This window comes from Herbaspirillum sp. Sphag64 (assembly GCF_014192645.1).
Lineage (GTDB): Bacteria > Pseudomonadota > Gammaproteobacteria > Burkholderiales > Burkholderiaceae_D > Herbaspirillum.
This window is the reverse complement of sequence record NZ_JACHYE010000016.1, coordinates 1-19,343: the sequence shown is the minus strand read 5'-3', so window position 1 is coordinate 19,343 and position 19,343 is coordinate 1. Positions and strand designations below refer to the sequence as shown.

Here is a 19,343-nt window from a genome sequence, read left to right as displayed (position 1 = left end):
ACTATGGCAAAAATTCATCTGAAACAGGTCAAGAAGACCTACGGTAAAGCACCCAAGGCAGTGGATGTGATTCACGGTATTGACATCGACATCGCTGACGGCGAATTCATTGTCATGGTCGGCCCGTCCGGTTGCGGCAAATCGACCCTGCTGCGCATGGTGGCGGGGCTGGAAGAGATCAGCTCCGGTGAAATCGTCATTGGCGACAGAGTCGTCAATGACCTGGAGCCGAAAGAGCGCGATATCGCCATGGTGTTCCAGAACTACGCACTCTATCCGCACATGAGTGTGTATGAAAACATGGCCTACGGGCTCAAGATCCAGGGCTTGCCCAAGGCGGAGATCGATACCCGCGTGCAGCGTGCGGCCGAGATTCTGGAACTCGGCGCCTTGCTGCAACGTACCCCGCGGCAATTGTCGGGCGGTCAACGTCAGCGTGTGGCAATGGGGCGTGCCATCGTGCGCAAACCGGCAGTATTCCTGTTTGACGAGCCACTGTCGAATCTGGACGCCAAGCTGCGGGTGCAGATGCGTCTGGAGATCCAGAAGCTGCATACGGCGCTGCGTACCACCAGCCTGTACGTCACCCATGACCAGGTGGAAGCGATGACACTGGGACAGCGGATGATTGTCATGAACAAGGGACGCGCAGAACAGATTGGTACCCCTGCTGAGGTCTATGGTCGTCCGGCAACGACCTTTGTCGCCAGTTTCATTGGTTCACCGCCAATGAACCTGTTGAATGGTCAACTCAATGCCGATGGCAGCAGTTTCACCTTCGATGATGGCTCGCAACTGAGCTTGCCTGCCACAGCCTTGGCCGCTCAGGCGGGTGCCGGTGCGCGTATTCTGGGAATTCGCCCGGAACACCTGCAACTCGGGCGTCCGGGTCTGTCGATGCAGGTCGAACTGGTCGAGGCATTGGGAGCGGAATTGCTGGTGCATACCCGCTGTGGTGGGCAGAGTATGGTCATTCGTTGTGCGGCCGGGACGGAGGTTGCCAGTGGTCAGTCGGTCACTGCTGGTTTCGATGCCGCTACGGTACATTGGTTTGATCCGGTGACGACGCATCGCGTTAACTGAATCGGCGAGTCTCATTGCATTGTCAACATGAGATGATGCTGAAGAAAGCGGCGACATTGTCAAAAAACAATGTTGCCGTTTTTTATGGATCAACGATGTAGGGATATCTCGATTATCATTTTTTGCGTCGTAAAATTGTCTTAAGTGAATACCCATTGCTTGACAAGAACCGCGCTCGCAAGCACTGTCCGATTGTCGGCCACGAACCAATTGATTGGGTCGGCTCGCAACAGGAAAAATGATGAGCGCAAATATCGAGCAGTTTGCTTCACATATCTACCACGACCGCAGTTTCAATTGCCACGCGGCAAAAATTCTTCCCGGAGAGTATTACTTCACCCGCGACGACATGATGATCACCACGGTGTTGGGATCCTGCGTCTCAGCCTGCATCCGTGACCGAGTCAGCGGCATTGGCGGCATGAATCATTTCATGTTGCCGGACGGCGGAAATGATGCCGACAGTCCGATTTCTTCCTCGATGCGCTATGGCACCTATGCCATGGAAATTTTGATCAATGAGGTACTCAAGGCGGGGGCCAGGCGTGAAAACCTTGAGGCCAAAGTGTTTGGTGGCGGCGCGGTGCTACGTGGCTTCAATGCCATCAATGTGGGTGAACGCAATGCCAAGTTTGTCCGAGATTACCTGCGCACCGAGAACATCCGTATTACGGCCGAGGATCTCAACGATATCTGGCCGCGCAAGGTCAATTACTTTCCGCGTAGCGGCAAGGTCATGGTGAAAAAGCTCAAGAGCACCGATCCGGCGCTGGAGGTCAAAGAGCGCGATTACGCCGGTAAGCTCGCACAAAAGCCGGTTGGCGGCGATATCGATCTGTTCTGAGTTTTTGCATGGCAGGGCTGACCGGTCTTCCGGTCAGCTTGTCTGCATCTTCGATACATCCCCAGCCGTTATTTATTGTTCCCCTGAGCCGCCTGGCGTGCTTGCTGAACCAATTGTAGCCATTGCTGAACTGCGGGCCTTTGCCACTGACGTTGCGCGTAGTGTGCCAGTTTGGCAGGCAGTGGATCACCATTTCGTAGCAGGCGGTTGAGCATCAGTGCCAGGTCGGTATCAGCGATGCACCAGGTATTGAACAGGTGTTCACGGCCTTCTTCCAGCAAACTGTTGCAGGCCTGAATCAGTTTTTCTGCCGCATTTTGTGCCTGCGCGGACAACGGTGGCTTACTCTCTGCATAGAAAACAACTTCAGTCGGCCGTTCTTGGCGAACAGGCAGCAGATCGCTGCGTAACCATGCCTGTATCTCGCGCGCTCTTGCGCGTTGCCGCAATGCGGAAGGATAGAGTGCCGCGTGCAGTGGTGGTGGAAAACACTCCTCCAGGTATTCCGCAATGGCCGATGACTCCGACAAGCGCAAATCTCCTTGTACCAGCATCGGAATGCGCTGCGTCAGAGACTGCCCGGCATATTCAGGAGCGCGATTTTCGCGTGTTGCCAGATCCACGGTATGCAACGTGAATGGAATCTTTTTCTCGGTCAGCGCGACAAAGGCCGACATGGCATACGGACTGATAAATTGGGCATCGACGTAGAGAGTGATTTGCGGTTCTGACATCTATATTCCTCGTAATGTGGACGTGTCTTTATCTGTCTTAGTTCAGGCGGATAACTGTTAGCCTTCGGTTAGCTCGGCATCATGCAGCATGCTTACGCCGTGCAGGTTACACGACATGACCGCGTGCCGAATCGCTTCGATGGCGGGGCGTCGCGTGAAGCTCTTGCGCCATGCCAGCACAACACGGCGTGACGGTACCGGTTTATTGAACGGCACATAGCGCACCATGCCATCGGTGGTGTGTATATCGGGAACCGATGCCTGCGGCAACACGGTAACGCCGATACCGGATGCGACCATATGCCGGATGGTTTCTAGTGATGAACCTTCAAACGTCCGTGCGATACCGTCACCTGCAGTCGAAAACCGAGACATTTCCGGACATACTTCCAATACCTGATCCCGGAAGCAATGGCCGTTACCCAGTAGCAGCATGGTTTCACTCTTGAGATCCTGCGCGGCGATCTCGCTGCGTTCAGCCCACTTGTGATGTTTCGGCAATGCGACGACAAACTCCTCGTCATACAAAGGCTGGACCATCAGGCCATGCTCAGGGAAGGGCAGTGCCATGATGGCGGCATCAAGCTCGCCCTGGCGCAGCAATTCGATGAGACGGGTTGTAAAATTTTCCTGCAGGATCAGCGGCATTTGCGGCACGGTCGAGATCATGGTCTTGACCAGCGAAGGCAGCAGGTAAGGGCCGATGGTGTAGATAATACCTAGTCGCAGAGGTCCGGCCAGCGGGTCCTTGTTTTGATTGGCAATTTCCTTGATGGCGGCGGTTTGTTCCAATACCCGCTCGGCCTGTGCCACGATTTGAGCGCCCAGCGGCGTCACCGATACCTCGGTACCACCACGCTCGAAGATCACCACACCAAGTTCGTCTTCCAGCTTCTTGATCGCGACCGAGAGTGTCGGTTGCGCGACAAAACACGCCTCGGCAGCATGCCCAAAATGTTTTTGCCGGGCCACGGCAACGATGTACTTGAGTTCGGTAAGAGTCATGGCAATGTGATGAGCGAAATTCTTTTGACTATAGCGCATTTACCCCTGCCATGCAGCGCTGCAAGGGCATGCTAGAGTGCGTGCCAGAATCAGCAAAAGACTTCACTGGAGTGCAACACATGGACCAGCAATTTTCTCTCAGCCTTCCGCTAAAAATGCTGCCAATGATGGCGCTGTGTGCGTTGGCAAATGCGGCCCCGGCGGCGACCGCGGATCCTGTGGCGGGGCAGGCACTGTTCAAGACCTGTGCCAATTGTCATCAGGTTGGCCCTGCAGCACGCGCCGGATTCGGTCCCCAGCTCAATGGCATCCTTGGCCGGGCGGCAGCATCGACCAAGGATTACCACTATTCGGCGGCAATGCAGAATTCCCATATCGTCTGGACTGAAGACAAATTACGCGCTTTTCTCAAGGCACCTGGCGATGTTGTTCCTGGCACCAAAATGCGGCTGTGGGGGTTCAGTAATGATCAGGACATCAGCAATCTGCTGGCTTATTTAAAAACCTTTCACTAGCCCCTATCAGCGCGATTAATGGTGTGTGATTGCGGGCGCCGGTCACACCTTGAGAAAGTCTTCTTTGCCACCGAGCCAGCGTTCCAGGTGGCGATCAACCACCTCCAGATTATTGTGCAACAGTCGCTGCGCCAGATCACGCGCCTTTTCCACCAGCCATTGATCGGTGGCGAGGTCGGCAAAGCGCAGCATGGCTTCACCCGATTGTCGCGCACCAAGGAATTCGCCCGGACCACGGATTTCCAGATCCCGGCGCGCGATCTCAAATCCGTCGGCGGTTTCGCGCATGGTCATCAATCGCTGCTTGGCGGTACCGCCCAATGGACTTTGATATAGCAGGATGCAGGCACTGGCGGCGGCGCCACGGCCAACGCGTCCACGCAGCTGATGCAACTGCGAGAGGCCAAAACGCTCGGCGTGTTCAATCACCATCAGCGAGGCATTCGGCACATCGACACCGACTTCAATCACGGTGGTTGCTACCAGAACCTGAATCTTTCCGGCACTGAAGGCGTCCATCACCGCCTGCTTTTCCGCAGGCTTGAGGCGACCGTGCACCAGTCCGATCTGCAGCTCCGGGAGTGCCTCGGTGAGCATGGCGCAGGTGTCTGTCGCGGTCTGCAACTGCAATGCTTCAGATTCTTCAATCAACGGGCAGACCCAGTAAATCTGACGGCCTTCCTGCGCGGCGGCATGGACGCGGGCGATGACTTCTTCGCGCCGGTTCTGGTCTACCGTGCGGGTCACAATCGGGGTGCGCCCGGGGGGTAACTCATCAATCACGGAGACTTCGAGATCGGCGTAATACGTCATCGCCAGGGTGCGCGGAATCGGCGTGGCGGACATCATCAACTGGTGGGGTACAGTGCCATCAGTGCCGGTTGGGATACCTCCGGATTCGTGTCCATCCGATACATCAAGCGCCTTGTTGCGGAGTGCCAGTCGCTGTCCCACGCCAAAACGATGCTGTTCATCGACAATCACCAGCCCCAGCTTTTGAAACTGCACGCTATCCTGAATCAGCGCATGCGTACCGACTACCAGACGCGCCTGACCGGATTCGATCAAGGCATTGGCTGCCGCCTTTTCCTTTTTCTTCAGGCTGCCGGTGAGCCAGGCAACTTGTACACCAAGTGGCGCCATCCAGGCTGCAATCTTGCGGAAATGCTGTTCGGCCAGAATTTCGGTTGGGGCCATCAGCACAGCCTGGAAGCCACTATCAATCGCTTGCGCAGCGGCCAGTGCGGCGACAACAGTTTTACCGCTGCCGACATCGCCTTGCAGCAGGCGTTGCATCGGAAATGACTCGCGCAGATCGTGACGGATTTCTTCCAGTACGCGTTGCTGGGCCGCTGTCAGCTGGAATGGCAATTGCTGCAGGAAGGCTTGTGAAATTGTGCCTTGATGCGGCAAGGCGCAAGCTGTTCGCGCCCGCCTTGCTGCCTGCGCGCGCTTGAGCGAGAGTTGCTGTGCCAGCAGTTCATCAAATTTCATGCGGATCCAGGCTGGGTGCGAACGTTCGGTCAGCGCATATTCATCGACATCGACAGGTGGGTTGTGCAGCAGTCGCACCGCGCTCTCGAAGCTGCTCAGCTTCAGTTCGGTGAGGTTTTCGGATGGCAGCGTATCGCGCCAGTCGAGGCGACTCAGCGCGGTCGCAATGGCTTTGCGCAGATAAGCCTGAGACAAGCCTTCACCAGCCGGGTAGACCGGTGTTAAGGCAGTTGGCAAGGGCGCGCCTTCGAGTACCACCTTGTAGTTGGGATGGACCATTTCGGCACCAAAAAAGCCGTGACGCAATTCGCCGCGTACCCGAATGCGCACGCCTTCGGCCAGCTGTTTGGCCTGATTGCCATAAAAATTGAGGAAACGCAGCACCAGTTGTCCGCTGTCGTCCTGCATGGTCACTACCAGCTGACGGCGCGGCCGGTATTGAATGTCGCTGATACTGATGACGCCTTCTACCTGTACCATCTGCGTACCGCGCAGGCTGGCCTCATGAATGCTCATGATGCTGGTTTCGTCTTCGTAGCGCATCGGCAGATGCAACGCCAGATCCATGTCAGTGCGCAGGCCCAGTTTGGCGAGTTTTCTGGCACTTTTCTGGGCAGCGCTCAAGGCTGGCGTGCTGGTATCAGCCGGTTTGGTTCGCGCGCGCTGCGTGGCAGCTTTTTGGGTTTGTGCGGGCATGCAAGAGGTTAGCGTGGCGAGAAAGCGTAAAATAACGGGTTCGGCCTTATTTTACTGTGATTATTTACAGTATTGTTAGTATTCAATGCGATGACTGATCGGTTCCGGCAGGCGTCGCTGCTTCTATGTTGATTTTTCCATGTATTCACTCTCCGATTTTGATTTTGAGTTGCCACCCGAGCTGATCGCGCAATTGCCGTTGCCCGAGCGTAGCGCTTCGCGCCTGTTGCAGGTCGATGGCGCCACACTGCACGACCGCCATTTTGCCGATATCGTCGATTTACTGGCACCGGGAGACTTGCTGGTCTTTAATGACACGCGGGTGCTCAAGGCACGTTTTTTCGGCGTCAAGGAAACCGGGGGCAAGGTTGAGGTCCTGGTTGAACGTGTGCTCGATACGCGCTCTGTGCATGCGCAGGTGCGTGCTTCGAAGTCACCGCCAGTCGGCACGCGCATTCGTCTGGCCGAGGCATTTGACGTCGTGGTCGGCGAGCGTTTTGGCGAGTTTTATACCTTGCAGTTTCCAGACGATGTATTCACCTTGCTGGAGCAATATGGCAGCTTGCCTTTGCCGCCTTATATTGAGCATGCAGCCGATGAATTTGATGAAACGCGTTATCAGACCGTCTACGCCAAGGAACCAGGGGCGGTTGCAGCACCAACTGCTGGATTGCATTTTGATCAGCCTCTGCTGGATACGCTCAAGGCACGTGGAATCGATCAAGCCTTTGTGACCTTGCACGTCGGTGCCGGTACCTTTCAACCGGTACGGGTAGAGAATCTGGCTGAGCATAAGATGCACAGCGAGTGGTACACCGTATCGGCAGAAACAGCCGCCCGGGTGCACGCGGTAAAAGCCGCCGGTGGCAAGGTGGTCGCCGTTGGCACGACCAGTATGCGGGCCCTGGAATCGGCGTCGCAGACGGGTAGTTTGCTGGCTGGCAGCGCTGACACGCAACTGTTCATCACGCCCGGCTATCGCTTCAAGACAGTTGACCGTCTGATCACCAATTTCCATCTGCCGAAATCAACCCTGCTGATGCTGGTATCGGCCTTCGCTGGCTACGACCACATTCGCGCCGCTTATGCGCATGCAATTGCGCAGCGCTACCGTTTTTTCAGCTATGGCGATGCCATGCTACTTACCTGTGACCATCATGCTTGAATTTACCCTGCTTAATACCGACGGCAATGCCCGTCGCGGCCGCGTCAGACTGAACCACGGTGTGGTTGAGACGCCGATCTTCATGCCAGTCGGTACCTATGGTTCCGTGAAGGCGATGTCGCCACTGGAACTCAAGGAGATCGACGCTCAGATCATCCTTGGCAATACCTTCCACCTGTGGTTGCGCCCGGGGCTGGAAGTGATGGCCAAGTTTGGTGGCCTGCATGATTTCATGGGGTGGGATAAGCCGATTCTGACCGATTCCGGTGGCTTTCAGGTGTTTTCTCTGGGAGACATGCGCAAGATCACGGAAGAGGGCGTGCATTTTGCGTCGCCGATCAATGGTGACAAGCTGTTCCTCTCGCCAGAAGTATCGATGCAGATTCAGCGTGTGCTCAATTCCGACATTGTGATGCAGTTCGACGAGTGCACTCCTTACGAGATCGACGGTCGCCCGGCGACGCAGGTTGAGGCAGCACAATCGATGCGTATGTCACTGCGCTGGGCCAAGCGCTCGCGCGATGAATTCGCGCGCGGTGAAAATCCGAATGCTCTGTTTGGTATCGTGCAGGGCGGCATGTTCGAAAACCTGCGTGATGAATCGCTGGCGGGCCTGAACGAACTCGGGTTTGACGGGATCGCTATTGGTGGTTTGTCGGTGGGCGAACCCAAGGAAGACATGATGCGGGTGCTGGAGCATATCGGACCGCGTTTGCCAGCCAACAAGCCACACTATTTGATGGGCGTTGGCACGCCGGAAGATCTGGTGGCCGGCGTTGCCAACGGCGTCGATATGTTTGACTGCGTCATGCCGACCCGCAATGCGCGCAATGGCTGGCTATTCACCCGGTTTGGCGACATCAAGATCAAGAACGCCAAATACAAGGAAGACAGCAAGCCACTGGATGAAACCTGTGACTGCTACGCCTGCAAGAATTTCTCGCGTGCCTACCTGCACCATTTGCACCGTACCGGCGAAATCCTCGGCGCGCGTCTGAACACGATTCACAATTTGCATTACTACCTGCAGATCATGAAAGAGATCCGTGGTGCCATTGAAGTCGGCCAGTTCAGTCAGTTTGTTGCCAAGTTCCAGCAGGACCGTGCACGCGGCACCTAAATCTGTTTTAACCCGGCTGCGATGAGGCAGCCGGCGTGCCTCGGTCTTCCAGTACTTCTCTTCTGATCTATCCAGCTCGCGTCATCGGGACGGCTGTGGATGTATTTTTGACGCATCTACAGTTTCATCTGGAATCGCAAGATCGCGCCGGCCCTTTTCGAATTTGAGTTTGGCGAACATGATCAACTGTGAATACAAAAATTCCATCTCGATCTCTACATATCTCTTGGAACTTATTTCCTTATAATCTTGCGGTGCGTTATTGGTTTTGAATGCTTCATTTACATTCATCAAGGTTTCCCGAACGGAAACATATTTAAGATTTTTTTCAACTATTTCAGAAGGCAACATCGCACCCTCATTGCAGGTTTGAGTACTTGAATTGCACTTCACCAAACTTCCTGCCAAAGGGCCTGCTGTTTTGGCGTCATCCTCGGCCTCAGCCGAACGCATCCCCGATGCTTGTGGGCGGGTGGCACCTTCGCATGAATTCATCATTCTGTTGTACTCCTTTAAAACAATCCTCGGATTATTTTGGTGTATTGCGCAAACGCATTCAATTTTCAAGCCCTTGGACGGGCAATCGCATTCCGCCATTGTTCACATGTCTGAAAAATCTCAAATTGGTGGTGCGGAGGGATCGGCTATTGCTCTGTCAGGGACGATGACGTCGCTTGGTTCTCGTTTTTTATTCCCTGGGGCCTAGGGGGGAGATCTATATGCTGGATGGGCTGACTAAAAACACGCTGGATATTCAGCCAGATACATTGCATGGCGACACCCGGCCTCAAGGTACATCGATATGCGGATGAGGCCATCTGCAGCATCAAGTTTTTATTACGCATTCGCAATCAATACAGACGGTAATGCCTGTCTGGTCAAACTGAATCACAACGGTAAGATATCGGTCATCATATATGTTTAACTGCGTGATGCCGATGCGTAGGCGGCTTCTAAGTCTGTTTTAACCCAGCTATGCTTAGGCCGTAGGCGTCCTTTCATCTTCCTGTACTCGCTTTCATTCCAGAATAGCATTTGCCTTCCTCGCAAGCCATTTTTTTGCCATCAAACTCCCATCAACCTTGACTTTCAGGCATTCGAGTGTCAATATTTATACATCAGTCATCAGATAACTGATATCTTGAGAGCGGGGATTCAAGTCCGTGCAAGCGTAGCGTTCCTCCTTGGTCTGACACTGTCGGACTAGGATAGTTATTCAAGCGTCAAGACCGCTGGCAACGTGTCAGCGATTCGATCAAAAAGAGCCGTCCCGCAGAGGGTGGCCTGAAGGTGTGGGAGACCGTCATGAACATACCGCTTAGCCCTCTTTCTGGGGCACATCGCAACTTCCTCTGTCGATTGCGATGCCGACACTAGCTGTCCGGCCTTATCGCAGGCGTCGTTGTTGTGGTGTCTGCCTAGCGTTCTATTGCCGTCTTTATTGCCACTACTTGTGAGGTGAGGGCGCTACTGTGCCTCGTATTGGGCGTGGCATTTGTTGACGTCGTTGATTGCTGATGCGATGGCGTCAATTCAGTGCGGAGTCATACCGCAATTATCAGTGCATCGATCATGACCTGGGTCATGACCTAAAAATGAGGGAAAAATGAAAAAACGACATGGCTGGATGGTGGGAGGACTGCTGGTAACGGCGATGGGAATATCAACGTCGGCATCGGCGCAGAGTAATGTAACGATCTACGGCGTGGTCGACGATGCGCTGGTGTACACCAATAATCAGGGTGGGCTGAGCAATGTTTACTTGCGCACAGGTAATCTGTCGTCGAGCAAGCTCGGCTTCAAGGGCGTTGAGGACCTGGGCGGTGGATTGCAGGCAATTTTTACGCTGGAAAACGGATTTGATACCAATACCGGTGCATTTAGTTCGTCCAATGTGCTATTCAACCGGCAAGCCTTTGTCGGGCTCAACAGCCAGAGCGCGGGTACGCTTACTGTGGGACGTCAGTACACTCCTTACTACCTCTATGTTGGAGCGATCGGGCCGACCACGGTGCTCACCGGTGCAACCGGTGCCCATCCTGGCGATGTGGATGATCTCGATACCAGCGTGCGCAGTAGTAATTCAGTGACGTACAGTACGCCGGTGTTTGGTGGCGCGCAGGTCAGTGCCCTGTATGGGTTTGGTGAAACTGCGGGTAGTACATCGACCGGTAATGCCTACAGTCTGGCAGGCAAGTACGACGTGAACGCCTGGAACTTTGCGCTGGGCTATCAGCATTTCAATATCGGTACCGGTAGCACCACCTGGAGTTCATCGACGGCAACTGCCAATATTCCAAGCTCGGCGATTAATGCAGGCTATCAAACTGCCAACAATGTGCAGATGATTGCGGCTGCGGCACGTTATACCATCAACAAACTGATGGTGGGTGTGAACTATAGCAATGCGCAATATCGTCCCGGCACTGGTTCATTGTTCACGCAACCAGTCAAATTCCAGACCGCGGGGCTGATTTCGACTTATCAGTGGTCGCCACAGATGGTACTTGCCGCTGGCTACAGCTATACCTATGCCAATGCGGGCAATGGCATCAGCAATGCAGCCAACTACCATCAGGTATCGTTCGAAGAAACCTATTCATTCTCGCCACGTACCGCGATCTACTTCTTGCAGGCTTACCAATTGGCCGGCGGTCAGACGCTTTCTTCGACCGGCAGCATCATCAATGCGGTGGCTGCGGTGGGCGATTCCCAGAATAGTTCTGCCTCTTCCGGCAAGGGCCAGGCAGTGGTGATGTTGGGCATACGTCATTCTTTCTAAACTCTGGCCCATCAAGGCGCTGGCAAGTCACTTACGTTGATGCTCTGTCCTGAGCTTGCCTCCGGTGGCGTTTGTCATCGGAGGCTTTTTTCAGACGGTCTGAGACTGGGCGCGCCACTGCTGGACCTGATCGCGTAGCGTACGGCGAATCACTTTTCCGGTTGTGGTCATTGGTAAGTCATCCACAAAGTAGATTTCACGCGGATATTCATGCGCGGCCAGACGTAACTTGACGTGCTCCTGCAACTCCCGCTTGAGCGCATCGTCTCCACGATAGCCGTCGTTGAGGACTACGATAGCGACCACGATTTCGGTGCGCTGTGGATCCGGTGCTCCGATCACGGCAACCATTCTGACCGCGGCGTGCTGCAGAATATTGTCTTCAATTTCGCCGGGACCGATACGGTAGCCTGCGGAGGTGATGACATCGTCGTCGCGCCCCACGAAGCGGATATAACCAGTTTCGTCCATGCGGCCGGTATCGCCGGTGAGCAGCCAGTCGCCGACAAATTTGTCGGCAGTGGCCTGGGGATTGTTCCAGTAGCCGAGGAACATGACCGGATCCGGGCGTCGCACGGCAATATTGCCGTCACTGCCGTGGGGCACAGGTTGTCCTTGCGTATCCACAATCGCGATCTCATGACCGATCGCTGCACGGCCAATAGCGCCGGGTTGGCACGTCATGATGGCGGCACAGGATGACACCGTCATGTTGCATTCGGTCTGACCATAAAATTCATTGATGGTCAGGCCAAAGGTCTGCCGTCCCCAATCGAGTAATTCCATTCCCAACGATTCTCCACCACTGGCGACTGACCGCAGTTGAAACTTCCAGCGTGTTTGTGGATCGCGCACCGTGCGCATCATCTTGAGCGCCGTTGGCGGCAGAAAGCTGTTGCGAATACCGTAGTCTTGCAATAACTGAAAGGCAGCTTCCCCGGTAAATTTTTCGAAACGATGGGCAACCACGGCGACGCCGTGATGCCAGGCCGGCAACAAGACATCCAGCAAGCCGCCAATCCATGCCCAGTCGGCAGGGGTCCAGATGCGATCCGCTTCCTGCGGGAACAGGTTGTGCGACATTTCAACCCCGGGCAGGTGTCCCAGCAAGACGCGGTGCGCGTGCAAGGCGCCCTTGGGCTGGCCGGTGGTGCCGGATGTGTAGATGATGACGGCCGGATCATCAGCGCGGGTATTAACTGGGCTCAGGTCACTGCTGCTGCGCGCAAGCGCTTGATGCAGGTCCAGCGTGCCCGGTGCTGCACCGTCCATGTTCAGGATTGCCCGCAGTGCTGGCAGACGCTCGCGGATTTGTGCCAGTTTGGCAGCGCCGCTGTTATTGGTGATGACGACCCGGGTGCCACTATCGCGCAGCCGATATTCCAGTGCTTCCACGCCAAACAGGGCGAACAGAGGGATCGCAATGGCGCCTATTTTATAGGCGGCCACATGGGCAATGGCAGTTTCCGGTGCCTGCGGCAACAGGATTCCGATGCGCTCTCCCGGTTGTACATCAAGGCTACGCAACAACGTACCCAAGCGATCCGACTGTTCCTTGATCTCGGCAAAGCTGTAATCGCGGCGGCTACCATCTGCGCTGACATGGATCAACGCCAGGCGCTGAGGCTCACGCAGTGCCCATTTGTCGCAGACATCGATGCCGATGTTGTACTGGGTCGGAATATTCCAGTGGAAATTCGTCTGTAGTGCGGCATAGGAATCGGCAATTGTTGACAGCATGATAAGACGGGTCTCCTGATCTGTTTTTATGGTGTTGCCTGCGCTTGTTAATGTAGCGCGCTGCCCCGATATTGGCCATGTTTGCCCTAAAAATTTCCACCGGGCATGGGCTTTTGGCCAGACCTTGTTTCCTGGCTGATGATCCGGTTTCGCGGAAATAGGGATAAGCGCCCCGCCAATGCTAAAATGCGTGGCTAATTTTTTAAACAACCATTTTGGAGCGACACGTGTTTATTTCCGATGCAATTGCACAAACCACTGGTGCAGCTGGTCCTGCAGGCTTGCTGGGTAATCTGGGCAGCTTCCTGCCGATCATCCTGATGTTCGTGGTGCTCTATTTCCTGATGATTCGTCCCCAGATGAAACGTCAAAAAGAACAAAAGGCGATGATGGATGCCTTGGCCAAGGGCGATGAAGTCGTTACTTCCGGCGGTATGCTGGGTAAGGTCGTCAAGGTGACTGACGCCTACATCACTGTTGAATTCTCGGAAGGCAATGAAGTCGTCGTGCAAAAGTCGGCGATTGCCACGCTGCTGCCAAAGGGCACGCTCAAGGGCCTGTAATTGGTCAAGGTCAGGTCGGTTCACCCCGACTGACATGAGCGCATCCGCTTCCGTATGGGGCGGATGCGTTCTTGCTTTATGTATCATCGCCCAGGAGGCGTGTGTCTCCTGTGTACCCTGATTTGCCCCGATGTGTTCCCATGTCGTCTACCGGACTCCATCCTCAACGCTGAATCAATATGAATCGTTATCCTCTCTGGAAGTACGCCCTAATCGTCATAGCCCTGTTGTTTGGCACGCTCTACACGCTGCCCAACTTCTTTGGCGAATCGCCTGCCGTGCAGATCAGCAGCGCCAAGTCCACCGTCAAGGTTGATAGCGCCATTGCCGAGCGCGTGCAGCAATTGCTGCAACAAGGCGGTATCGCGCCAGAGAGCATCATATTTGACAACAGCGGTATTCAGCCGTCGGTACGTGCCCGCTTTGCCAATACCGATATCCAGTTCAAGGCCAAGACGCTGCTCGAAAGCGGCCTGAATCCGGATGCCACTGATCCGACCTATGTGGTGGCCTTCAATCTCTTGCCCAATACACCGGGCTGGCTGCAAAGCCTGCATGCCTTCCCGATGTATCTTGGGCTGGACTTGCGCGGCGGTGTGCACTTTCTGATGCAAGTTGACACACAGGCTGTGCTGAACAAGCGCCTGCAAGGTTTGCAATCGAGCGTGCGCAGCATTTTGCGCGACAAGAATATTCGTCACAACGGTATCAACCGTGATGGTGACAAGATCGTGATCCTGTTCCACGACGCTGCAACGCTGGGTCAGGCACGCGATGCACTGGCGTCGCAGCTGGCAGAGTTGTCCTTGCAGCAGGCTGGTAGCGATGATGCCTTGCAGCTCATTGCAACGCTACGTCCAGAGTCGCTCAAGCAAACACTGGAAGATGGCGTCAAACAGAATATTTCGACACTCTCCAAGCGCGTCAACGAACTTGGCGTAGCCGAGCCGATCATCCAGCGTCAGGGTGCTGACCGTATCGTGGTGCAGTTGCCAGGCGTACAAGACGTCTCGCGCGCCAAGGACATCATTGGTCGTACCGCTACGCTGGAAGTGCGTATGGTCGATGAATCGGTTGTCCGTGGTACCGAAGGAACTGCCGCCGTGCCATTTGGTTCGGAACTGTTCAAGGTCGGCAAGAGCGCGCCGGTGGTGTTGTACAAGGATCCTGTCATCACAGGTGACTATATCTCCAATGCGTCGGCCAGCTTCGACCAGAACCATCAGCCTTCCGTGAGCATCGATCTCAACGGCGATGGTGGTCGCAAGATGCGTGATGCCACACGCGACAAGATTGGCAAGGCAATGGCCATTGTCCTGTTTGAAAAAGGCAAGGGCGAAGTGCTGACCGTGGCGACCATCCGTGACGAACTGGGCTCGCGCTTCCAGATCACCGGTATGGGTTCGGCCGAAGCGGCGAGCGATCTGGCCTTGTTGCTGCGTGCAGGTTCGCTGGCAGCGCCGATGGAAATCATCGAAGAACGTACTATCGGCCCACAACTCGGCGCCGAGAATATTCGCAAGGGCTTTGACGCGACACTGTACGGTTTTGCGGCGATGGCCGTCTTCATGATCGTTTATTACCAATTGTTTGGCTTGTTCAGCGCGCTGGCGCTGTCGGTCAACGTGCTGCTGCTGATCGCTGTGCTGTCGACCATGCAGGCCACGCTGACTCTACCCGGTATCGCGGCGATTGCACTGGCATTGGGGATGGCGATTGACTCCAACGTGCTTATCAACGAACGGATTCGCGAAGAGCTGCGCAACGGCAATTCACCGCAGGCAGCGATTGCAGTCGGTTTTGAGCGTGCATGGGCAACCATTGTGGACTCCAACGTGACCACGCTGATCGCCGGTCTGGCATTGCTGATCTTTGGTTCCGGCGCAATCCGCGGCTTTGCCGTGGTGCACTGCCTGGGTATTCTGACGTCAATGTTCTCTGCCGTGTTCTTCTCGCGTGGCGTGGTTAACCTCTGGTACGGCCGCAAGAAGAAGTTGAGCAGTCTGGCGATTGGTCAGATCTGGAAGGGTGCTGCCGATAACGCAACCCCGGCCAAGAACGAAGTGACCAAGGCTGGCAAGGGCAAATAAGACTGCTGCAGGCAAAACGATTTCAGGCATCTGTCGCTTTGGCTGACAGATGTCGTACAGAAAGGTAAGCGATGGAATTTTTCCGGATTAAAAAAGATATTCCCTTCATGCGCCACGCGTTGATATTCAATATCATCTCGGCGCTGACATTTGTGCTGGCGGTGTTCTTCCTGTTCACCAAGGGTTTGCATCTGTCGATTGAATTCACCGGTGGCACCGTGATGGAAGTCGCGTACTCCAAGCCGGCCAACCTCGATAACGTGCGCAAGGCAGTTGAAGGTCTCGGTTTCACCGATACCCAGGTACAGAGCTTTGGTACGGCGCAGGACGTGATGATTCGTCTGCCGGCGCAACGCGGTGTGAATGCGACCCAGCAAAGCGAACAGGTGCTCAACGCCCTCAAGAGTGATGACCCGGACGTGAGGCTGCAACGAGTTGAGTTTGTCGGTCCGCAGGTCGGTGATGAGCTGGCCCATGATGGTCTCATGGCCTTGGCCATGGTGGTCATCGGTATCGTGATCTATCTGGCTTTCCGATTCGAATGGAAGTTTGCTGTCGCAGCCGTGATCGCTAACTTGCATGACGTGGTGATCATTCTCGGGTTCTTTGCTTTCTTTCAGTGGGAATTCTCGCTCACAGTGCTGGCGGCGGTGCTGGCGGTGCTGGGTTATTCGGTCAACGAATCGGTGGTGGTGTTTGACCGGGTGCGTGAAGCCTTCCGTGACCGTCGCTTCGGCAAGCTGAGTCCGCCAGAAGTATTGAATCATGCAATCACCAGCACTATCTCGCGTACCATCATCACCCACGGCAGTACTGAAATGATGGTGTTGTCGATGTTGATTTTTGGCGGTCCGACACTGCATTACTTTGCCGTTGCGCTGACCATTGGTATCTTGTTCGGTATCTATTCCTCGGTGTTCGTTGCGGCAGCCATTGCCATGTGGCTGGGCGTCAAGCGCGAAGACCTGATCAAGCCGGTCAAGCCCAAGGATGACACTGACGGTGCAGTAGTCTAAGCACTTGCAACGAATCTGGATGACCCTCACAGGCTGTTTCTTCGGAAACAGCCTGTTTTACTTTGTTCCGATAATGATCATGACCACTACATCCGACGAGATTGACTTTGAACGCCGCTTTGGCGGTATTGCGCGCCTGTATGGTGCAGCCGGGCTGGCGCGCTTTCGCCAGGCGCATGTTTGTGTGGTCGGTGTCGGCGGTGTTGGCTCCTGGATCGTCGAGGCGCTGGCGCGTAGTGCCATTGGCAAGCTCACCATGATCGATCTCGACAATCTGGCGGAGTCTAATGTTAATCGGCAGATTCACGCCTTGACTGATACCTTGGGTAAAGCCAAGGTCACGGCGTTGCATGAGCGTATCCGGCAAATCAATCCGACCTGCGAAGTCACCGAAGTTGAGGACTTTCTGACGCCCGACAATGTCGCTGAGATGATCGGTACGAGCCGCTTCGACTACGTGATTGATGCCATCGATAATGTACGTGCCAAGGTGGCGTTGATTGCCTATTGTCGCGAACATCAGGTGCCGCTGGTGACGATCGGTGGCGCTGGTGGACAGATTGACCCGACTAAAATCGAGATCCGCGATCTATGTCGTACCGAGCAGGAACCGTTGCTGGCGAAAGTGCGCAAGCGTCTGCGCGCCTGGCATCGCTTCCCGCGAGGTACCAAGACCAAATTTGGTATCGATGCGGTCTTCTCAACCGAACCATTGCGCTTTCCGGAAGGCGAGACTTGCGAAATCGATACCGAAGATGCTGCCGATGGTCTGGATGGTGTTAATGCTGATGGCTACCGGCAAGATGCCGGTGTCACTGGACTCAATTGCGCCGGCTTTGGTTCGGCGATGGTGGTGACTGCTTCATTCGGTCTGGTCGCTGCAGGATTTGTCTTGAGAAAAATTGCTGAAAAGACATGAAGTAGTAAGCACGCCGATTTTATGCAGGTTTCTGGATGGTTTTGAATATTTATCCTATAATCCATTCAATAATCTATTCAAAAATCCATTCTTGTCATGACTGATTATGTCGATCAGGTCCGTTTACATCTCGGTAGAGAGCCGCTAGGTGCACGCCAACTCATTGAAAAGATTGGAATTAGTCAGCCAACGCTCTCTCGCACTATCACTGCCATGGGTAATGAGCTGGTGCGTATTGGTGCAGCAAGATCTATTCAATATGCCTTGCGTGATCAGCATCGCGGTATTGGCGACATCGTTATCTATCGGGTCGCCATTGATGGTCGTCTGTCCAGGCTGGGGATACTGATGCCGGTCTGTCCTGAGGGCTTCGTGATGCAGCAGGAGGATGGCCGGACACTGCATAGTCACAGCTTGCCGTGGTGGCTGCTGGATATGCGGCCGCAGGGTTTTTTGGGGCGCGCCTATGTATCTCGTCATGCAGCAACGCTGGGTTTGCCGAAGCAGCTCTCTGAATGGAATGACACGCATATTCTGCGTGCAATGGTGGCGCATGGTCACGATGCTGTTGGCAATCTGCTCCTCGGTGAGCTGGGGCGAGAGCGCTTCCTCGATATGTCCTTGCCAGCGCCCATTGCTAACAGTGCACGGGCAGAGGTGTATGTACATATGGCTCTCCAGGCCAGCAGCGGCGAGCTGCCGGGGTCATCGGCCGGTGGCGAGCAGCCCAAGTTCGTTGCTTTTGTCGATAGCAGCGAGGGGCCACGTCACGTTCTGGTCAAGTTCAGTCAGCCGGAGTCTGATGCGCATGCGGCTGCAAATCCGGTTAGCCAGCGCTGGCGGGATTTGCTGCTGGCCGAACATCATGCCTTGACGACATTGAGAGAGGGCGGAGTCGCTGCGGCGCGCACCAGTATTGTTGATCACGATGGACAGCGTTTTCTGGAAGTCGAGCGCTTCGACCGGGTTGGTGTGCTGGGACGACGCGGTCTGTTTTCTCTGGCGGCAGTGGAGGCTGAGTTTGTCGGCAATGCCAGTGCGCCCTGGCCGGAGATCACACAACGTCTGGTCAAGGATGGTCAACTCAATTCGGAGTGTGCCGAGGGTGTCGCATTGCTGTACGCGTTTGGCAGTTTGATTGGCAACACCGACATGCATCACGGTAATCTTTCATTTACCACGGAGGAAGGTCGCCCGTATAGGCTGGCACCAGCCTATGACATGTTGCCGATGGGTTTTGCGCCGCGCGCCAGCGGTGCCTTGCCGGATCAATTGATGACGATCAATCTGCGTGCTGCCGTATCAACGTCAAACTGGCACAAGGGATTGGCACTGGCCAAAGACTTTCTTCTGAGGATTGAAGCGGAAGTGCGTTTTTCTGCTGATTTTCAGCGCTGTATTGCCAGCCTTCAGCAACATATTGCTCAAGCCGAAAGCAAGCTGTCACGGCTTGCTTGAGGTGCGTAAAAAATGCCGCTCATGATGAACTGACCCCATAAAGTTGGACGGTTTAATTGCTAGGCAGCCAAAGGCTGAGTTCTGTATTGCACAGGACTCAGCCCTTTTAATTTGGTCTT

Annotated in this window: 16 protein-coding genes; 11 read left to right on the top strand and 5 right to left on the bottom strand. The window is 54.9% G+C overall.

The features are described 5' to 3' along the window. Positions 1 to 3 precede the first annotated feature (3 nt). Together FHW66_RS18520 and cheD are read left to right on the top strand one after the other, a co-directional pair. Positions 4 to 1,083, top strand: a complete 1,080-nt coding sequence (locus tag FHW66_RS18520) for a sn-glycerol-3-phosphate import ATP-binding protein UgpC (protein WP_183381312.1) — start codon at positions 4 to 6, stop codon at positions 1,081 to 1,083. A gap of 241 nt (positions 1,084 to 1,324) precedes the next feature. After that, entirely contained in the window at positions 1,325 to 1,927 is a 603-nt protein-coding gene (cheD, locus tag FHW66_RS18515) for a chemoreceptor glutamine deamidase CheD (RefSeq protein WP_183381311.1), read from the top strand. A 68-nt stretch (positions 1,928 to 1,995) separates the two neighbouring features. Here the strand turns inward: cheD and yfcF are convergent, their stop codons facing one another. Next, positions 1,996 to 2,661, bottom strand: a complete 666-nt coding sequence (gene yfcF / locus FHW66_RS18510; RefSeq protein ID WP_183381310.1) for a glutathione transferase — start codon at positions 2,659 to 2,661, stop codon at positions 1,996 to 1,998. 57 nt (positions 2,662 to 2,718) lie between these two features. Further along, positions 2,719 to 3,666 carry a LysR substrate-binding domain-containing protein gene (locus FHW66_RS18505; protein WP_183381372.1) on the bottom strand — a complete coding sequence of 316 codons (948 nt, stop codon included), beginning with the start codon at positions 3,664 to 3,666 and terminating at the stop codon, positions 2,719 to 2,721. A gap of 155 nt (positions 3,667 to 3,821) precedes the next feature. Between FHW66_RS18505 and FHW66_RS18500 the strand changes: the two genes are divergently transcribed. Next, positions 3,822 to 4,181 (top strand): cytochrome c family protein, encoded by a 360-nt coding sequence (locus FHW66_RS18500; RefSeq protein ID WP_221197064.1) that lies wholly within the window; start codon positions 3,822 to 3,824, stop codon positions 4,179 to 4,181. Positions 4,182 to 4,223: 42 nt separating this feature from the next. On the opposite strand, the gene recG is transcribed toward FHW66_RS18500, so the two are convergent. Continuing rightward, the gene (gene recG / locus FHW66_RS18495) at positions 4,224 to 6,371 is read right to left on the bottom strand and encodes an ATP-dependent DNA helicase RecG (RefSeq protein WP_183381308.1); all 2,148 of its coding nucleotides are present in this window, start codon (positions 6,369 to 6,371) and stop codon (positions 4,224 to 4,226) included. A 139-nt stretch (positions 6,372 to 6,510) separates the two neighbouring features. On the opposite strand from recG, the gene queA reads away from it, so the two are divergent. Together queA and tgt are read left to right on the top strand one after the other, a co-directional pair. Beyond that, complete coding sequence (queA, locus tag FHW66_RS18490) at positions 6,511 to 7,536, top strand: tRNA preQ1(34) S-adenosylmethionine ribosyltransferase-isomerase QueA (protein ID WP_183381307.1); 1,026 nt, start codon at positions 6,511 to 6,513, stop codon at positions 7,534 to 7,536. Continuing rightward, positions 7,529 to 8,656 (top strand): tRNA guanosine(34) transglycosylase Tgt, encoded by a 1,128-nt coding sequence (gene tgt, locus FHW66_RS18485; RefSeq protein ID WP_183381306.1) that lies wholly within the window; start codon positions 7,529 to 7,531, stop codon positions 8,654 to 8,656. The genes queA and tgt overlap by 8 nt, the downstream gene beginning before the upstream one ends. A gap of 81 nt (positions 8,657 to 8,737) precedes the next feature. Here tgt and FHW66_RS18480 read toward each other — a convergent pair whose 3' ends face one another. Then, positions 8,738 to 9,154: a hypothetical protein gene (locus FHW66_RS18480; RefSeq protein WP_183381305.1), complete on the bottom strand. Its 417-nt coding sequence runs from the start codon at positions 9,152 to 9,154 to the stop codon at positions 8,738 to 8,740. A gap of 1,108 nt (positions 9,155 to 10,262) precedes the next feature. Here FHW66_RS18480 and FHW66_RS18475 point away from each other — a divergent pair. After that, positions 10,263 to 11,438: a porin gene (locus FHW66_RS18475; protein WP_255459057.1), complete on the top strand. Its 1,176-nt coding sequence runs from the start codon at positions 10,263 to 10,265 to the stop codon at positions 11,436 to 11,438. Between the two features lie 90 nt (positions 11,439 to 11,528). Here FHW66_RS18475 and FHW66_RS18470 read toward each other — a convergent pair whose 3' ends face one another. Further along, entirely contained in the window at positions 11,529 to 13,178 is a 1,650-nt protein-coding gene (locus tag FHW66_RS18470) for an acyl-CoA synthetase (protein WP_183381304.1), read from the bottom strand. Between the two features lie 227 nt (positions 13,179 to 13,405). On the opposite strand from FHW66_RS18470, the gene yajC reads away from it, so the two are divergent. From yajC to yjjJ, 5 genes are all read left to right on the top strand, one after another. Further along, positions 13,406 to 13,741, top strand: coding sequence for a preprotein translocase subunit YajC (gene yajC, locus FHW66_RS18465; protein WP_183381303.1), 336 nt, complete (start codon positions 13,406 to 13,408; stop codon positions 13,739 to 13,741). Between the two features lie 179 nt (positions 13,742 to 13,920). Continuing rightward, a complete protein-coding gene (gene secD, locus FHW66_RS18460; protein ID WP_183381302.1) occupies positions 13,921 to 15,831 on the top strand; it encodes a protein translocase subunit SecD in 1,911 nt (636 codons plus the stop codon). A gap of 71 nt (positions 15,832 to 15,902) precedes the next feature. Further along, positions 15,903 to 16,847 (top strand): protein translocase subunit SecF, encoded by a 945-nt coding sequence (secF, locus tag FHW66_RS18455; protein WP_183381301.1) that lies wholly within the window; start codon positions 15,903 to 15,905, stop codon positions 16,845 to 16,847. Positions 16,848 to 16,926: 79 nt separating this feature from the next. After that, positions 16,927 to 17,766, top strand: a complete 840-nt coding sequence (tcdA, locus tag FHW66_RS18450) for a tRNA cyclic N6-threonylcarbamoyladenosine(37) synthase TcdA (protein ID WP_183381300.1) — start codon at positions 16,927 to 16,929, stop codon at positions 17,764 to 17,766. Between the two features lie 96 nt (positions 17,767 to 17,862). Further along, entirely contained in the window at positions 17,863 to 19,224 is a 1,362-nt protein-coding gene (gene yjjJ / locus FHW66_RS18445; RefSeq protein WP_183381299.1) for a type II toxin-antitoxin system HipA family toxin YjjJ, read from the top strand. Positions 19,225 to 19,343 lie beyond the last annotated feature (119 nt).

Excerpts from the sequence above, each read along its gene's own strand:
- FHW66_RS18520 (WP_183381312.1), top strand. The coding sequence starts at position 4 with ATGGCAAAAATTCATCTGAAACAGGTCAAGAAGACCTACGGTAAAGCA.
- cheD (WP_183381311.1), top strand. The coding sequence starts at position 1,325 with ATGAGCGCAAATATCGAGCAGTTTGCTTCACATATCTACCACGACCGC.
- yfcF (WP_183381310.1), bottom strand. The coding sequence starts at position 2,661 with ATGTCAGAACCGCAAATCACTCTCTACGTCGATGCCCAATTTATCAGT.
- FHW66_RS18505 (WP_183381372.1), bottom strand. The coding sequence starts at position 3,666 with ATGACTCTTACCGAACTCAAGTACATCGTTGCCGTGGCCCGGCAAAAA.
- FHW66_RS18500 (WP_221197064.1), top strand. The coding sequence starts at position 3,822 with ATGCTGCCAATGATGGCGCTGTGTGCGTTGGCAAATGCGGCCCCGGCG.
- recG (WP_183381308.1), bottom strand. The coding sequence starts at position 6,371 with ATGCCCGCACAAACCCAAAAAGCTGCCACGCAGCGCGCGCGAACCAAA.
- queA (WP_183381307.1), top strand. The coding sequence starts at position 6,511 with ATGTATTCACTCTCCGATTTTGATTTTGAGTTGCCACCCGAGCTGATC.
- tgt (WP_183381306.1), top strand. The coding sequence starts at position 7,529 with ATGCTTGAATTTACCCTGCTTAATACCGACGGCAATGCCCGTCGCGGC.
- FHW66_RS18480 (WP_183381305.1), bottom strand. The coding sequence starts at position 9,154 with ATGATGAATTCATGCGAAGGTGCCACCCGCCCACAAGCATCGGGGATG.
- FHW66_RS18475 (WP_255459057.1), top strand. The coding sequence starts at position 10,263 with ATGAAAAAACGACATGGCTGGATGGTGGGAGGACTGCTGGTAACGGCG.
- FHW66_RS18470 (WP_183381304.1), bottom strand. The coding sequence starts at position 13,178 with ATGCTGTCAACAATTGCCGATTCCTATGCCGCACTACAGACGAATTTC.
- secD (WP_183381302.1), top strand. The coding sequence starts at position 13,921 with ATGAATCGTTATCCTCTCTGGAAGTACGCCCTAATCGTCATAGCCCTG.
- secF (WP_183381301.1), top strand. The coding sequence starts at position 15,903 with ATGGAATTTTTCCGGATTAAAAAAGATATTCCCTTCATGCGCCACGCG.
- tcdA (WP_183381300.1), top strand. The coding sequence starts at position 16,927 with ATGACCACTACATCCGACGAGATTGACTTTGAACGCCGCTTTGGCGGT.
- yjjJ (WP_183381299.1), top strand. The coding sequence starts at position 17,863 with ATGACTGATTATGTCGATCAGGTCCGTTTACATCTCGGTAGAGAGCCG.